The organism is Bradyrhizobium sp. LA2.1, from assembly GCF_040547725.1.
Taxonomy (GTDB): Bacteria; Pseudomonadota; Alphaproteobacteria; order Rhizobiales; family Xanthobacteraceae; genus Bradyrhizobium; species Bradyrhizobium barranii.
The window spans coordinates 21,146-34,983 of the sequence record NZ_JBEPQI010000006.1 but is presented as its reverse complement, the minus strand read 5'-3'; the positions used below and the strand labels follow the sequence as shown (position 1 = coordinate 34,983).

At 64.3% G+C, this 13,838-nt stretch carries 13 protein-coding genes; 6 read left to right on the top strand and 7 right to left on the bottom strand.

Annotation, left to right across the window (positions count from 1 at the left end; translation table 11 throughout):
* Positions 1–101: 101 nt before the first annotated feature.
* Complete coding sequence (locus ABIB95_RS12895) at positions 102–920, bottom strand: ABC transporter permease (protein ID WP_063980053.1); 819 nt, start codon at positions 918–920, stop codon at positions 102–104.
* Positions 917–1,720 (bottom strand): ABC transporter ATP-binding protein, encoded by an 804-nt coding sequence (locus ABIB95_RS12890; protein WP_247313076.1) that lies wholly within the window; start codon positions 1,718–1,720, stop codon positions 917–919. Before ABIB95_RS12890 ends, ABIB95_RS12895 begins: the two co-directional genes overlap by 4 nt.
* Positions 1,721–1,826: 106 nt before the next feature.
* Here ABIB95_RS12890 and ABIB95_RS12885 point away from each other — a divergent pair, with 106 nt between their 5' ends.
* Positions 1,827–3,149 carry an ActS/PrrB/RegB family redox-sensitive histidine kinase gene (locus ABIB95_RS12885; protein WP_028149359.1) on the top strand — a complete coding sequence of 441 codons (1,323 nt, stop codon included), beginning with the start codon at positions 1,827–1,829 and terminating at the stop codon, positions 3,147–3,149.
* Positions 3,150–3,251: 102 nt separating this feature from the next.
* Positions 3,252–3,806, top strand: coding sequence for an ActR/PrrA/RegA family redox response regulator transcription factor (locus ABIB95_RS12880; protein WP_014491094.1), 555 nt, complete (start codon positions 3,252–3,254; stop codon positions 3,804–3,806).
* A gap of 100 nt (positions 3,807–3,906) precedes the next feature.
* Here the strand turns inward: ABIB95_RS12880 and ABIB95_RS12875 are convergent, their stop codons facing one another.
* Positions 3,907–4,398 (bottom strand): MmcB family DNA repair protein, encoded by a 492-nt coding sequence (locus ABIB95_RS12875; RefSeq protein ID WP_354239784.1) that lies wholly within the window; start codon positions 4,396–4,398, stop codon positions 3,907–3,909.
* Between the two features lie 84 nt (positions 4,399–4,482).
* A complete protein-coding gene (locus ABIB95_RS12870; protein ID WP_354239782.1) occupies positions 4,483–6,087 on the bottom strand; it encodes an alpha-amylase family glycosyl hydrolase in 1,605 nt (534 codons plus the stop codon).
* Between the two features lie 172 nt (positions 6,088–6,259).
* Between ABIB95_RS12870 and ABIB95_RS12865 the strand changes: the two genes are divergently transcribed.
* Positions 6,260–6,940, top strand: a complete 681-nt coding sequence (locus ABIB95_RS12865; protein WP_354239780.1) for an MBL fold metallo-hydrolase — start codon at positions 6,260–6,262, stop codon at positions 6,938–6,940.
* 58 nt (positions 6,941–6,998) lie between these two features.
* On the opposite strand, the gene ABIB95_RS12860 is transcribed toward ABIB95_RS12865, so the two are convergent.
* The gene (locus ABIB95_RS12860; RefSeq protein ID WP_354239778.1) at positions 6,999–7,367 is read right to left on the bottom strand and encodes a winged helix-turn-helix transcriptional regulator; all 369 of its coding nucleotides are present in this window, start codon (positions 7,365–7,367) and stop codon (positions 6,999–7,001) included.
* 200 nt (positions 7,368–7,567) lie between these two features.
* Here ABIB95_RS12860 and ABIB95_RS12855 point away from each other — a divergent pair, with 200 nt between their 5' ends.
* Positions 7,568–7,870, top strand: a complete 303-nt coding sequence (locus tag ABIB95_RS12855; RefSeq protein ID WP_223153830.1) for a hypothetical protein — start codon at positions 7,568–7,570, stop codon at positions 7,868–7,870.
* A 51-nt stretch (positions 7,871–7,921) separates the two neighbouring features.
* Here ABIB95_RS12855 and ABIB95_RS12850 read toward each other — a convergent pair whose 3' ends face one another.
* Both ABIB95_RS12850 and ABIB95_RS12845 read right to left on the bottom strand, forming a co-directional pair.
* Positions 7,922–9,094 (bottom strand): extracellular catalytic domain type 1 short-chain-length polyhydroxyalkanoate depolymerase, encoded by a 1,173-nt coding sequence (locus ABIB95_RS12850; protein ID WP_354239776.1) that lies wholly within the window; start codon positions 9,092–9,094, stop codon positions 7,922–7,924.
* 139 nt (positions 9,095–9,233) lie between these two features.
* Positions 9,234–10,646, bottom strand: coding sequence for an MFS transporter (locus tag ABIB95_RS12845; RefSeq protein WP_354239774.1), 1,413 nt, complete (start codon positions 10,644–10,646; stop codon positions 9,234–9,236).
* Positions 10,647–10,794: 148 nt separating this feature from the next.
* On the opposite strand from ABIB95_RS12845, the gene sthA reads away from it, so the two are divergent.
* Positions 10,795–12,186, top strand: coding sequence for a Si-specific NAD(P)(+) transhydrogenase (sthA, locus tag ABIB95_RS12840; RefSeq protein ID WP_354240253.1), 1,392 nt, complete (start codon positions 10,795–10,797; stop codon positions 12,184–12,186).
* Between the two features lie 280 nt (positions 12,187–12,466).
* Positions 12,467–13,702 carry an LLM class flavin-dependent oxidoreductase gene (locus ABIB95_RS12835; RefSeq protein ID WP_247313092.1) on the top strand — a complete coding sequence of 412 codons (1,236 nt, stop codon included), beginning with the start codon at positions 12,467–12,469 and terminating at the stop codon, positions 13,700–13,702.
* Positions 13,703–13,838 lie beyond the last annotated feature (136 nt).

Sequence of the window (13,838 nt, the reverse complement as noted above, 5' to 3'; positions counted from 1 at the left end):
CGCAACATACTGCCGAATGCGTAATATTGCGTCAATGCATGGTTCCGTACATCTACGGAGCCGGAACGGCTAAATCAGCCTGAATCCACGGGAAAGTGAGATTATTCACCGCTCGAGAGCAGCGAGCCGTGCTTCTTGGCGCTCCGCAAAAGGGCAAGGAATGCCCCAAAAGATGCAACCAGCAGCACCGCATTGATGGCCAACGCACGCAACATCAGATCGATCCGGAGGGTCTGTTCGATCAGAAGCGCCCGCATTCCCTCGAACACATAGGTCGGCGGCAGCGACCAGGCGACGTATTGCAGCCATGCCGGCAGCACGCTGACGGGATAGTAGACGCAGGCGAGCGGCATGATCGCGAACATCAGGGTCCAGACGATGCTCTCGGCGCCAAGGCCGTTTCGTAAGACCAGCCCCGAGACGAAGATGCCGACCGCCCAGCTGGTGAAGATCAGATTGCAGAAGAATGCGATCAGCGGCAGACCGAGGGCGTAGACGTTGAAGTGAAACAGGAACAGCGCGAGCAGCGTCATCGGGATGACGCCGATCGCGAGCCGGATCATGCTCATGATCATCAGCGACAGCAGAAACTCGATCGGCTTCAAGGGGCTCATCATGAGGTTGCCGATGTTGCGCGCCCACATCTCCTCCAGGAACGAGATCGAGAAGCCGAGCTGGCCGCGGAACAGGATGTCCCAGAGGATGACGGCGCCGATCAGCGTGCCGCCGGCGCGCGCGAAGAAATTGGCGTTCTCGGCGATGTAGAGCTGGAGAAAGCCCCAGGTGATGACCTGGAGCGCGGGCCAATAAAGCAGCTCGAGCAGCCGCGGCCAGGACGACATCAACAGATACCAGTAGCGCAGGATCATCGCGCCGATGCGATGGATGGAAATGCCGCGGTGGAGGGAGAGCTCGGTCATCGCGCCGCCTCCTTCGCACCGTTCACCCGCCCGCGCGCGACGTCCAGGAACACCTCCTCCAGCGTGGTGCGGTTGTAGCGCGCCATGATGGCCTCCGGCGTGTCGTCGTCCTCGATGCGGCCGCGCTTCATGATGATGACGCGGTCGCAGAGCCGCTCGACCTCGAGCATGTTGTGCGAAGCCAGAAGGATGGTCGCGTTGTTCTCCTTGCGATAGCGCTCCATATGCGCCCGCACCCAGTCGGCTGTATCCGGGTCGAGCGAGGCGGTGGGCTCGTCCAGCAGCAGCAGCGCGGGCTGGTTGATCAGCGCCTTCGCCAGCGCGACGCGGGTCTTCTGCCCGGCGGAGAGCTTGCCGTTGGCGCGGTCGATGAATTCGGTGAGATCAAGCTCGTCGGCCAGCCTGGCGATGCGATCGGAGACGTTCTTCACCGCATAGAGCTTGCCGAACACGGTGAGGTTCTGCCGCACCGTGAGGCGCATCGGCATGTCGACATAGGGGCTCTCGAAATTCATCCGCCCCAGCACCGCCGCGCTCTCCTCCGGCATCCGATGCCCGAGCACCTGCACGCGGCCGGAGGTCGGCAGCACCAGGCCCATGATCATCGCGATGGTCGTGGTCTTGCCGGCGCCGTTGCCGCCCAGGAGCCCGGTGATGCTGCCACGCGGCAGCGAAAAGGAGATATCGTCGACGGCGCGGGTCTGCTTGTAGACCTTGACGAGGTGATCGACCGCAATGGCCGCAGAGGAGCCGCGCTCCGCGACAGTCGGCGGACTTGAAGCTTTGTCGTTCCCGGTCATGCTAGCCGTTCTTCTGCTATTGCAGCGGATAGCGCAAGGCTTGTAATCCGGGTGGTTCCGCGAGCCCCGCGTTTGTGACCGAGAAGGCACCGCCACATTGGCCGAGATGACTGAGACCGCCGATACCGACTTCCGCCATGCACAGCGGCATATCCGCCTGGACACGATCCTGCGGCTGCGCTGGCTGGCAGTGCTCGGCCAGCTCGCGGCGATCTTCATCGTGGCGCAGGGGCTGGAGTTCAACGTCGAGATCGTCCCCTGCGTCAGCATCATCGCGCTGTCGGCGGCGCTCAACCTGGCGCTCCAGACCGTGTCCAATCCGCTGCAACGGCTGGAGCCGATGCAGGCGGCCGGACTGCTCGCGCTGAACATCGTGGAGCTGGCGGGGCTGCTGTTCTTCACCGGCGGACTGCAGAACCCGTTCTCGTTCCTATTCCTCGCGCCCGTGCTGATCTCGGCCACGGCGCTGCCGGCCCGCCTCACCTTCGGCCTCGGCCTGCTCGCGGTGGCCTGTGCTTCGGTCCTGTTCTTCTTCCATCTGCCGCTGCCCTGGGATTCCGATGATCCCCTGGTGCTGCCGCCGATCTATCTCATCGGCATCTGGCTCTCGATCGTGCTCGCGATCGGCGTCACCAGTCTCTACTCGTTCCAGGTGACGGAGGAGGCGCGCAAGCTCGCCGACGCGCTGGCTGCGACCGAGCTAGTGCTGACACGCGAGCAGCATCTGACCCAGCTCGACGGCCTGGCTGCCGCAGCCGCGCACGAGCTCGGCACCCCGCTCGCGACCATCTTCCTGATCTCGCGCGAGCTGGAGAAGACGGTGAAGGACCCAAGTTTCGCCGCCGACCTGAAAACCCTGCGCGAGCAGACCCAGCGCTGCCGCGACATCTTGAGCAAGATCACCCAGCTTTCCTCCGAAGGCGCGCCGTTCGACCGCATGAAAATGTCGGAGCTGATCGAGGAGGTGGTGGCCCCGCACCGCGATTTCGGCGTCGACATCAAGGTGCGGATCGCGGTGGCGGCCTTCGCCGAACCGATCGGCTCGCGCAACCCCGCGATCCTCTACGGGGTCGGCAACATCGTCGAGAACGCGGTCGATTTCGCCCGCACCACCGTCGAGGTGAATGCATGGTGGAACAAGGACACGATCGAGCTCGTGATCTCCGACGACGGCCCGGGCATTCCGCCCGATATCCTTAACCGGATCGGCGAGCCCTATTTGTCGCGGCGGCGCAATCTGGATGACGGCGGCGGCGAGCGGCGCGGGCTCGGGCTTGGCGTGTTCATCGCGCGCACCTTGCTGGAACGCACCGGGGCCAAGGTCTCGTTTACCAACCGGACCTTTCCGGAACACGGTGCCGTGGTTCACATCAATTGGCCGAGAGAGCGTTTTGAGACTATCGAGACGCTCGAAGAAACAATAGGATAGGCCGCGACCTTGCGTCGCACAGCAGGGCCGATCGACTATTTGCGGCCTTGGCACCGCCTGATTGCGACGCCATATGTAGATGTGCAGAGAGAGGACAACACCTTGAACGCCATCGCCGAACTGAACGAACAGACCGACCGCTCGCTTCTCATCGTGGAGGACGACAAGCCGTTCCTGGAGCGGTTGTCGCGCGCGATGGAGACCCGTGGCTTTGCGGTGACGTCGTGTGACACCGTCTCGGATGGCCTCGCGCAGATCGGCAAGGCCGCGCCCGCATTCGCCGTGGTGGATCTGCGGCTCGGCGACGGCAATGGTCTCGACGTCGTCTCCGCGCTGAAGAAGAAGCGCCCCGAAGCCCGCGCGATCGTGCTGACCGGCTATGGCAACATCGCCACCGCCGTGACCGCCGTGAAGATGGGTGCGATCGATTATCTGTCGAAGCCCGCGGATGCCGACGACGTCGTCGCCGCGCTGCTCTCGACCAGCTCGGAGAAATCCGAGTTGCCGACCAACCCGATGTCCGCCGACCGCGTCCGCTGGGAGCACATCCAGCGCATCTACGAGATGTGCAACCGCAACGTCTCGGAGACGGCGCGGCGGCTGAATATGCACCGTCGTACGTTGCAGCGGATTCTGGCCAAGCGCGCGCCGCGGTAACGCGAATCTTGTAGGGTGGATTAGCCGAAGGCGTAATCCACCTTTTCGGGCACGGCGGCAGCAGTTGGTGGATTACGCTACGCTAATCCACCCTACGGACTCATTCCCAAAAATCCGCGTGGCCCTGCGGGTCGACCAGACGGTTGATCCGCAGCGCTGCCGCCATCGCGAAACGCACCGTCATCTGCTTGCGCGTGGCGGCGGCGATCTTGTGCTCGGGCGCCTCGCAGTGCAGATGCGCGCCATAGGCATCCGCAATGATCAGGCCGGTGTCTTGCGGGAAGATCTCGCAGGGCAGATCCTGCGTGAAGGCGAAGAACAGCCGGTCGCAATGGGCGCGGTATTCGTGCCATTTCTGGTCGGCGCGCAAATCCTCGACCGACGATTTGATCTCGACGATCCAGATCTCGCCGCGCTCGTTGAGCGCCACCAGATCGGCGCGCCGGCCCGACGGCAGCGGCAGTTCGCTGATGCAGGTAAAGCCGAGCGAGCGCAGCAGCCGCGCCGTGCCGCGCGCGATCGCCAGCGCCGTCTCGGACTGGCGGCGGTCGGGCGGCGGAACCGGGGCGATGTTGCGGGCGGAGCTGTCCATGGGGGGAGCTTAGCCGATTCCGGTAGGCGCGGACACTGTCCGATGAACGGCGACCACACGCTCATCTGTCGTCCCCGCGAGCGGCTAGATGTATGGCAGCATCACCACCACGCCCTCATTGCCGCGCAGATCCAGCACGCCTTCCAGCCTCTCACCCTCGCGATCCAGAAACGTCGACAGCAAGATCTCGCTGCCGAAACGGATCGCGCTGGAGGTCACGGCGATCGGGTCGGGCCCGAGATTGAGCACGACGATGATCGCGGTGCCCTCGGCCTCGCGGCGATAGATCAGGAGATCGCCTTGCGCGGCGATCGGATGGTAGTCGCCTGCGACCAGCGCCGGAGATGCCTTTCGCAACGCGATCAGCCGCTTGTACAGACTGAGGATCGAACGCGAATCGGCTTCGAGATTGACGACGTTGTCGTGGATGTGGTCCTCCGGCAGCGGCAGCCATGGCCTTACGCCGGAGAAGCCGCCGGTCTGCGAAGAGTCCCACTGCATCGGCGTACGGCAGCCGTCGCGCCCGACGCCGATGCCGGGCACGTTCTTCTCAAAGGGATCGCGCACGTCCTCAGGGGAGATCGCGAGCTGATGCATGCCGATCTCGTCGCCGTAATAGAGCGTCGGCGTGCCGCGCAGCGTCAGCAGCAGCATCGCGGCAACGCGCGCCTGCTCCGGCCCGACGCGGCTCGCGACGCGCGGACGATCGTGATTGCCGAGCACCCAGTTCGGCCAGGCGCCCTTCGGCAGCGCCTTCTCGTAATCGTCGACGATTGTCTCGATCGATCGCGCGCTCCAGAACGTCGAGAGCAGCGCGAAATTGAACGGCATCTGCGCGCCAGTGAGGTCGTTGCCGTAATAGGCCATCAGCCGGTGCAGCGGCAGATAGATTTCGCCGATCAGCACGCGGTCGCGATACGCGTCCGTGACGCGCCGCATCTCGGCGATGACGTCATGCACCTCCGGCTGGTCGGTGGAGTATTGCGTCAGAATCCTCTCGTTCGGCGGCCGGCCCTCGACGTAATGCGGGTTCGGCGGGTTGTCGCGGAATTCGGCATCCTTGATCAGGTGCCAGATCACATCGACGCGGAAGCCGTCGACGCCCTTCTCCAGCCAGAACCGCATCGCGTCGTAGATCGCCGCGCGGACATCCGGATTGCGCCAGTTGAGATCCGGCTGCTCGGCAAGGAAGGCGTGGTAGTAATATTGACCTGTCGTCTCGTCGAAAGCCCACGCGCTGCCGCCGAATTCGGACAGCCAGTTGTTCGGGACACCGCCATCGGCGGCCGGATCGCGCCAGACGTACCAGTCGCGTTTGGGATTGTCGCGCGAGGACCGGCTCTCGACGAACCAGGGATGCTGGCTTGATGTGTGGTTCGGCACGAGGTCGAGGATCAGTTTCAGGCCGTTGTCATGCGCAGCCGCGAGCAGCGCATCGAAATCCGCCATCGTGCCGAACAGCGGATCGATGCCGGTATAGTCGGAGATGTCGTAGCCGAAATCGGCCATCGGCGACGGAAAGATCGGCGACAGCCAGATCGCGTCGACGCCGAGCGATTTCACATAAGGCAGCCGGCGCAGAATGCCGGCGAGATCGCCGACGCCGTCACCGTCTGTGTCCTGAAAGGAGCGCGGGTAGATCTGATAGAAGATGCCGTCGCGCCACCAATTGTCGCCGCCCTGAGCCATGCCGGAAAACCACCCAAAATTCTGCGTCTCGCGCGAGTGAACGCGGAACGAACGCCGCGGTTCAAACCAGCAAGCGAATTGGGACGGCCGTGTGACGGCGGGTGCGGCTGTTCCCGGGCGAGGCACGAATCTTTTGCTTGGCGGCATGGCAAAAATCGGCATTGTGAGGCCCATGACCGAGCAAAACGACACCCAGGAATCCCAACAAGCCAAGGCCGGCGCGATCATCGTCCCCGTGACGCTGTTCGAGCAGAACTGCACCATCATCTGGGACGAGCCCGGCAAGAAGGCCGTGGTGATCGACCCCGGCGGGGACGTGCCGAAGATTCTGGACGCGATCAAGCAGACCGGCGTCACCGTGGAGAAGATCTGGCTGACCCACGGCCATATCGACCATGTCGGCGGCGCGGCCGAATTGCGCGATGCGCTGAAGGTGCCGATCGAGGGGCCGCATCTCGCGGATAAATTCCTGCTCGACAACGTGGTCGAGAGCGGCGCGCGCTTCGGCATGACCGGCGGCCGCAATTTCGAGCCGGACCGCTGGCTCGACGAGGGCGACAGCGTGTCGATCGGCGGCCTGCAGTTCGACATTCTGCACTGCCCGGGCCACTCGCCCGGCAGCGTGGTGTTCTTCAACAAGGACTTGCGTTTTGCCCATGTCGGCGACGTGCTGTTTGCGGGCTCGGTCGGGCGCACCGACCTGCCCGGCGGCAGTCACGCCACGCTGATCAACTCGATCAAGACCAAGCTCTTGCCGCTCGGCGACGACGTCGGCTTCATCTGCGGCCACGGCGCCGGCTCGAGCATCGGCCAGGAACGGATGACCAATCCGTTCATTACCGGCGAGATGTAGCCTTTTACTTGAGCATGATCTTTTCGGAAAACCGCTTCACACTTTTCCGGATCATGCTCTACTCGGCGGCCTCCGCCAACGCCGCCGTGTCACTGAGGTTGCGTTCGCCCCAGTCGCGGATCGCGGCGACGACCGGCACGAAGCTCTTGCCCTTGCGCGTCAGGCGATACTCGACCTTCGGCGGCACCTCGCCAAAATCCTTGCGGTCGATCAGGCCGCTTTGCGTCAACGCCTTCAATTCGCGGCTGAGCACGCGCGGGGTGATCTCGGCGCTGCCGGCCATGCCCCGCAACAGGCCGCTCCTGATCTCGCCATAGCGGCGCGGACCATCCCTGAGGTCCCAGACGATGCGCAGCTTGTACTTGCCGCTGATCATCTTCTGAAAGGCCGTAACCGGACAGGTGCGCGCCGGGGTTGCCCTTGCCATGTCGCCTCCTCCATACGCAGCCAGCGATTCTTGTTTTGACGCGTTTTCTTTGCGCGAACCGGTATCCACTTCGCTCGAAAACGCTATGCGATAAGGATAGGAGCGACGTCGAAAAAGTCCATACTATCAATTTTGTCCATACTTGCAGGATCGCCTGCAAGGCGCAGATGATGGCGCACCAGACGAACAGGGAGCGTCACATGAAGCACTTCATGATCAGGTACGAATTCAGGAACGGCACGACGGAAGCCTGGCACCAGGAGATCGGCCGCTTCATCAAGGCGATCGAGGGCGATCCGGAGTTGAAGGGGCGGATCGGCTATCGGGTCCTGAAGAACCGCGACGACGCCAGCTACTTCCACCTCGCCAGCGTCACCGACGAGGCCGCGCAAAAAGCGCTGCAATCGCGCGACTTCTTCAAGGCTTATCAGGAAATGACGCGGAAGGTCGCCGGCGGCGAGGTGACGGTGGCGCCGATCGAATGGATCGATCAGACGGCGTAGCTCCGTCATTCCGGGCTCGCGACTACGTCGCGCCCCGGGACGACAGTGGGGCTACTTCATCAATCCCGCGGCGGTCAGCGCGCGCGTGATGATCTGGCCGAGATCGAAGCCGCGCGCCGCTTCGCGCTTCGGCTCGGCCGGCTCTTCGGCGACTGCGGCGCGGATCGAGCGGGCGAGATGCGGCGCGGGTGAAAGCGCCGGCTTCAACGTCCCCGGCCCGGCCTTCTTCCCGGCCGCGTCCGGAATCCAGCCGGTGAGGCCGAAGAACTTTGCGATGTGGTACGACGAGGAGATACCGGCCTCGATCAGGAACGCGCCTTCGATGCCGTAACGCTGATCATTGTCGGCGAGGCCGAGCGGCGTGCCGTGGGCCATGTCGGTGATGGCGTAGGACTCGACCAGCGTTTCGCCGTCCTTGTTCCACCAGGCCTGGCGCGGATAGCCGTCGACAATGGTCTCCGCCATCGGCACGGCCGGCAGATCGTGCAAATCGAGCCACTGCTTGACGATCTCGCTGGCGTTGCCGGGATTGACGGTGCGGTCGGCGCTGCCGTGCCACACTGACATCTTCGGCCACGGCCCGCGATGGTTCGAGGCGCGCCGCACGAAGTCGCCGAGCTCGCGCTCCGGCCGCTGCGGCGAATGAAACATGCCGTCGAGCGCCTCGCGCAGATTCGAGGCGATGCCATAGGGCAACCCGGCGATCACCGCACCGGCCGCAAAAACTTCCGGATAGGTCGCGAGCATCACCGACGTCATGCCGCCGCCGGCGGAGAGACCGGTGATGAAGACGCGCTTGGGATCGATGCGGTGCGCTTCGGCCATATGCGCGATCATCTCGCGGATCGACCGCGCCTCGCCGCCGTCCCGCGCAGTGTCTTCCGGATTGAACCAGTTGAAGCAGGTGTTGCCATTGTTGACGCGTTGCTGCTCGGGCATCACCAGCGCGAAGCCGTAATGCTTCGCGAGCGTCGACCATCCCGCGCCGAGATCGTAAGCGGCGGCGGTCTGGCCGCAGCCATGCAGCACGACAACGAGCGCGCGCGGCTTCTGGAGTTGCGCCGGCACGAACGCGAACATGCGCAGGTTTCCGGGATTGTCGCCGAAGCCCGTGACTTCTTCCAACGGGCTGGATACGTCCGCGCTCCGGCCGAATTCGGCAAGGCGCAGACCATCCACCTTTGGCAGATTTCTCAAGAGAGCGAGATTTTTGGCAAGCGACACGGCAACTCCTGGCAGGCGACGTTCAACGTTCACCCAAACCAAATAGTTGCTGCGGTGCAAAATAAAAAGCCCGTGTGCTGTCTATCACCCGAAATCACGCAAAAATCCGCAGGAATCCGCATGAATTAACCGCAATGCCTCAACTTCGTGCAGAGACGCGGCGCATCCACGCCAGAAATGCGGCGCAGATCGTGATTAACGCCGCAAACGCGGCGAGCGAAACGAAGGAGCCTGCGCGCGCCGATTGCAACGCTTCAACCGCGAAGAACGCCGCGCCGATTGCGGCCACTCCGGCCGCATTTCCGATCTGCGCCGTCGTGCCGTACATGCCGGACGCCGAGCCTGCCGCGACAGGCTTCACCGTCGAGAGCACCGCACCGGATAGCGGCGCCATCACCATCCCCTGGCCGTAGCCGAAGATGATCATGACGAGTGCGAGCAGGATCGGCGTCGGCGCATCGAGATAGCCCGTGACCAGCGCGAGTGCGGCGAGGCCCGCGATCTGCAACATGCAGCCTTCGATCAACACCTTGGTCCCGCGATGGCGCGCCCGCGCGCCGCTGTGACGCGACGCGACCACGAAAGCCAGCGCGAGCGGAATGAAGGCCATGCCGGCTGCGAGCGGCGGGATCTTCAGGCCGCGCTGCATGAACAGCGTCATGACGAGATAGAACGAGAGATTGGCGACGAAGAAAAAGAACGCCGCGCCGAGCCCGCGCAGGAAGGCTGCGTCGGACAGCAGCGTCAGATCGATCAGCGGCATGCCGCCGGCGCGCGCCACCGCATGCTCGAGCTTCAGGAACGCGACAAGGATCGCGCCGCCGCTCGCCATCACGGCCCATAGCCACGGCGCCCAGCCGACGTCGTGGCCGAACAGCAGCGGTCCGATCAGGCACAACAGCCCCGCGAACAGCACCATGCTCCCCTTGATGTCGAGCCGCGTGCCGGCCCGGCTCGGCACCGACGGCATGATGCGCCAGGCGGCGGCCGCAATGACGAGGCCGCACGGCACGTTGACGAAGAACACCGAGCGCCAGCCGGTACCGGCGAGGTCGATCGTGACCAGGAGACCACCGAGAAGGAAGCCCGCGGCGCCCGCAAGCCCGAGCACGATGCCGTAGATGGCGAAAGCGCGGCTGCGCTGCTCGTCGGCGAACAGCAGATGCAGCGTCGCCAGCACCTGCGGCACCATCAGAGCCGCGGTCGCGCCCTGCGCCAGCCGTGCGATGATCAGCTCCGCGCCCGATTGCGCCAACCCGCACCACAGCGAGGTCACCGTGAAACCGAGCACGCCGGCCAGGAAGACATTCTTCGTGCCGTGGATGTCGCCGAGGCGACCGCCGGTGACGACCAGTGTCGCATAGGCGATCAGATAGATCGCGATGACGGATTCGATCTGCGCCGGCGTCGCATGCAGATCGACCGCGATGGTCGGGATGGCGACGTTCACGATGAAGGCATCGACGCCGAACATGAACTGCGCGGCGACGACGATCGCCAGCACGCCCCAGCGGCGCGACGAATCGACTTGTTTTGTGACGGTTTGATGCATTTTCGCGCGAGCCTTCGGCGATTTATTTGCGCGCAAAACTCGCAGATCGGCGTCATTGGCGCGATTACCTCCGAGGTAGGACTTGCCGCTTTGGCCCGATTGCTGCATGGCAATTCCCGCTGGTTTTGCGGGCTCGGAAGTCTTCCGGATGTACGACTACGACATGGTGGTGATCGGCTCGGGCCCGTCGGGGCGCCGGGCCGCGGTGCAATGTGCCAAGCTCGGCAAGGCCGTGCTGGTGGTGGAGAAGGGCCGGCGGGTCGGCGGCGTCTCCGTCCACACCGGCACAATTCCTTCAAAGACCCTGCGCGAGACCGTGCTCAATCTCTCCGGCTGGCGCGAGCGCGGCTTTTACGGCCGCTCCTACAAGGTGAAGCAGGACATCGCGGCGAGCGATTTGATGATCCGGCTGCAGAAGACGCTCGACCATGAGGTCGAGGTACTCGAGCATCAGTTCAGCCGCAACCTGGTGCGCACCGCCAATGGCGAGGCGCGGCTGGTCTCACCGCACGAGGTCGAGATCACGAGCTCAAATGGCGAGGTAAAGGTGGTGTCGGCCGCCTTCATCCTGATCGCCTGCGGCACGCGCCCGTTCCGCCCGGACTACGTGCCGTTCGACGGCACCACCGTGCTCGACAGCGACGAGATCATCGAGCTGCCAAAGCTGCCGCGCAGCCTGGCTGTGATCGGCGCCGGCGTGATCGGCGTCGAATACGCCACCATCTTCAGCGCGCTCGACGTGCCGGTGACCCTGATCGAACCGCGGCCGACCTTCCTCGATTTCATCGACAAGGAATTGATCGACGAGTTCGTGCACGAGCTGCGCGACCGCAACGTCGCGCTGCGGCTCGGCGCCAAGGTCAACTCGATCGAGAAGACTGCGCAGGGTGGCATCGTCACGCATTTGTCGGACGGGCGGCACGTCACCACGGAAATGTTGCTGTTCGCGGCGGGGCGCGTCGGCGCGACCGACCGGCTCAACTTGGAGGCGGCCGGCATCGTCGTCGACCATCGCGGCCGCATCTCGGTCGATCCCGTGACCTTGCAGACCAGCGTGCCGCACATCTACGCCGCCGGTGACGTGATCGGCTTTCCGAGCCTTGCTTCCACCTCGATGGAGCAGGGACGCGTCGCCGCCTGCCATGCACTCGGCATGGAGCCGCTCGCGCCGCCGGAGTACTTCCCTTACGGCATCTATTCGGTGCCGGAGATATCGACCACAGGGCTCACCGAAGAAGAGGTGCGCACACGCGGCATTCCCTACGAGGTCGGCATCGCACGCTTCCGCGAGACCTCCCGCGGCCACATCATGGGGCTGAACAGCGGCATGATGAAGATGATCTTCTCGACCAAGACGCGCCGGCTGCTCGGCGTGCACATCCTCGGCGAAGGCGCCACCGAGCTGATCCATATCGGCCAGGCCGTGCTGAACCTCAAAGGCACCATCGACTATTTCATCCAGAACACGTTCAACTATCCGACGCTGGCAGAGGCGTACAAGATCGCCGGGCTGGATGCGTGGAACAGGATGACGCGGTAGCCGCAAGCTTATCGAACAGTCTCTTCGCAGCCATCCTTCGAGACGCCCGCCTTCGGCGGTCTCCTCAGGATGAGGTCTCGTTTCGCGGCGCAACCTCAGACCCTCATGGTGAGGAGCCCGCGAAGCGGGCGTCTCGAACCATGCAGGCCAGGCAGGTCGTTGCAGCGTCTCAACGCATGCCTGCATTCCGCCGCGCGGGACACCGCGCGATTGCGTTAAGTGCCCCCAGCACGTAGCCTCATCGCCTCAACAAACAGAAAATTCAGCCGGAGAGAACGCCATGGCGCGCCTGAAGTTCGGAGCCTTCCTTGCCCCGCATCACCCGATCGGGGAGCATCCGATGCTCCAGTTCCGGCGCGATCTCGACCTGGTCGAGCAGCTCGACGCGCTCGGCTATGACGAGTTCTGGTGCGGCGAGCACCATTCCTCCGGCTGGGAGATGATCGCCTCGCCCGAGATGTTTCTGGCCGCGGCCGGCGAGCGCACCAAGCGGATCAAGCTCGGCACCGGCGTGGTGTCGCTGCCCTATCATCATCCCTTCAACGTCGCCCAGCGCATGGTGCAGCTCGACCACATGACCGGCGGCCGCGCCATTTTCGGCTCCGGCCCCGGCGCACTGGCGTCGGACGCGCACACGCTCGGCATCGACCCGATGACGCAGCGCGACCGCCAGGACGAGGCGATCGGCGTGATCCGCCGCCTGTTCAACGGCGAGCGCGTCACCGCCAGGAGCGACTGGTTCACCATGAATGACGCCGCACTCCAGATCCTGCCCTTGCAGGAGGAGATGCCGTTCGTGGTGGCCTCGCAAATCTCGCCCTCTGGCATGACGCTCGCCGGCAAGTACGGCATCGGCATCATCTCGCTGGGCTCGATGACGACGCAGGGCCTGATGTCGCTGCAACAGCAATGGCAGTTCGCCGAGGACGCCGCCAAGAAGCACGGCACCAAGGTGGATCGGGCGAACTGGCGCGTGCTGCTGACCTGGCACCTCGCCGAGACCCGCGAGCAGGCCCGCCGCGAAGCCGGCGCCGGCCTGATGCGCTGGCACAACGAATATAATGTCGGCACGCTGCAGCGGCCGGGCCTGACCGCGTTCGCCTCACCCGACGAGGCCGTGGACAAGACCGCTTTCGTCGAGGGTGCGGCCTCCGTCATCGGCACGCCCGACGACCTCGTCAAGATGATCAAGAACGTGATGCAGGTGTCGGGCGGCGTCGGCGCCGTGATCGGCTTCGTGCACGATTGGGCCAACCCCGAGAATACCCGCCGAAGCTGGGACCTGGTGGCGCGCTACGTCGTGCCGGAGATCAACGGCTATATCGACGGACTGCGCAAGTCGCAAAAGTTCGTGATCGAGAACCGCGCGATCTTCGAACGCGCCGGGCAGGCCGTGATGGCGAAGATCATGGAGAACGAAAAGGCTGCAGAGGCCTTGAAGGTGACCGGCGCCGGCCGCGTCGCCATTCCCGCCGTCAACGCCCCGGATTTGCAGAAGGAAGCGGCGAAGCGGTAGGCCCGTCGGAACTACGCTTGTAACGACGTTCACAAGAAAGACATACCGGCCTGTGCTATGCTGACCCCGGTCAGCTGGCGCGGGTCGTAGTCATCTGTGTTCGCGCGCCTGTTCGGTCGGTCAACCGGAGCAATCG

Coding starts and splice junctions, on each gene's coding strand:
- ABIB95_RS12895 (WP_063980053.1), bottom strand. CDS start 920: ATGACCGAGCTCTCCCTCCACCGCGGCATTTCCATCCATCGCATCGGC.
- ABIB95_RS12890 (WP_247313076.1), bottom strand. CDS start 1,720: ATGACCGGGAACGACAAAGCTTCAAGTCCGCCGACTGTCGCGGAGCGC.
- ABIB95_RS12885 (WP_028149359.1), top strand. CDS start 1,827: ATGACTGAGACCGCCGATACCGACTTCCGCCATGCACAGCGGCATATC.
- ABIB95_RS12875 (WP_354239784.1), bottom strand. CDS start 4,398: ATGGACAGCTCCGCCCGCAACATCGCCCCGGTTCCGCCGCCCGACCGC.
- ABIB95_RS12870 (WP_354239782.1), bottom strand. CDS start 6,087: ATGGCTCAGGGCGGCGACAATTGGTGGCGCGACGGCATCTTCTATCAG.
- ABIB95_RS12865 (WP_354239780.1), top strand. CDS start 6,260: ATGACCGAGCAAAACGACACCCAGGAATCCCAACAAGCCAAGGCCGGC.
- ABIB95_RS12860 (WP_354239778.1), bottom strand. CDS start 7,367: ATGGCAAGGGCAACCCCGGCGCGCACCTGTCCGGTTACGGCCTTTCAG.
- ABIB95_RS12855 (WP_223153830.1), top strand. CDS start 7,568: ATGAAGCACTTCATGATCAGGTACGAATTCAGGAACGGCACGACGGAA.
- ABIB95_RS12845 (WP_354239774.1), bottom strand. CDS start 10,646: ATGCATCAAACCGTCACAAAACAAGTCGATTCGTCGCGCCGCTGGGGC.
- sthA (WP_354240253.1), top strand. CDS start 10,795: ATGTACGACTACGACATGGTGGTGATCGGCTCGGGCCCGTCGGGGCGC.
- ABIB95_RS12835 (WP_247313092.1), top strand. CDS start 12,467: ATGGCGCGCCTGAAGTTCGGAGCCTTCCTTGCCCCGCATCACCCGATC.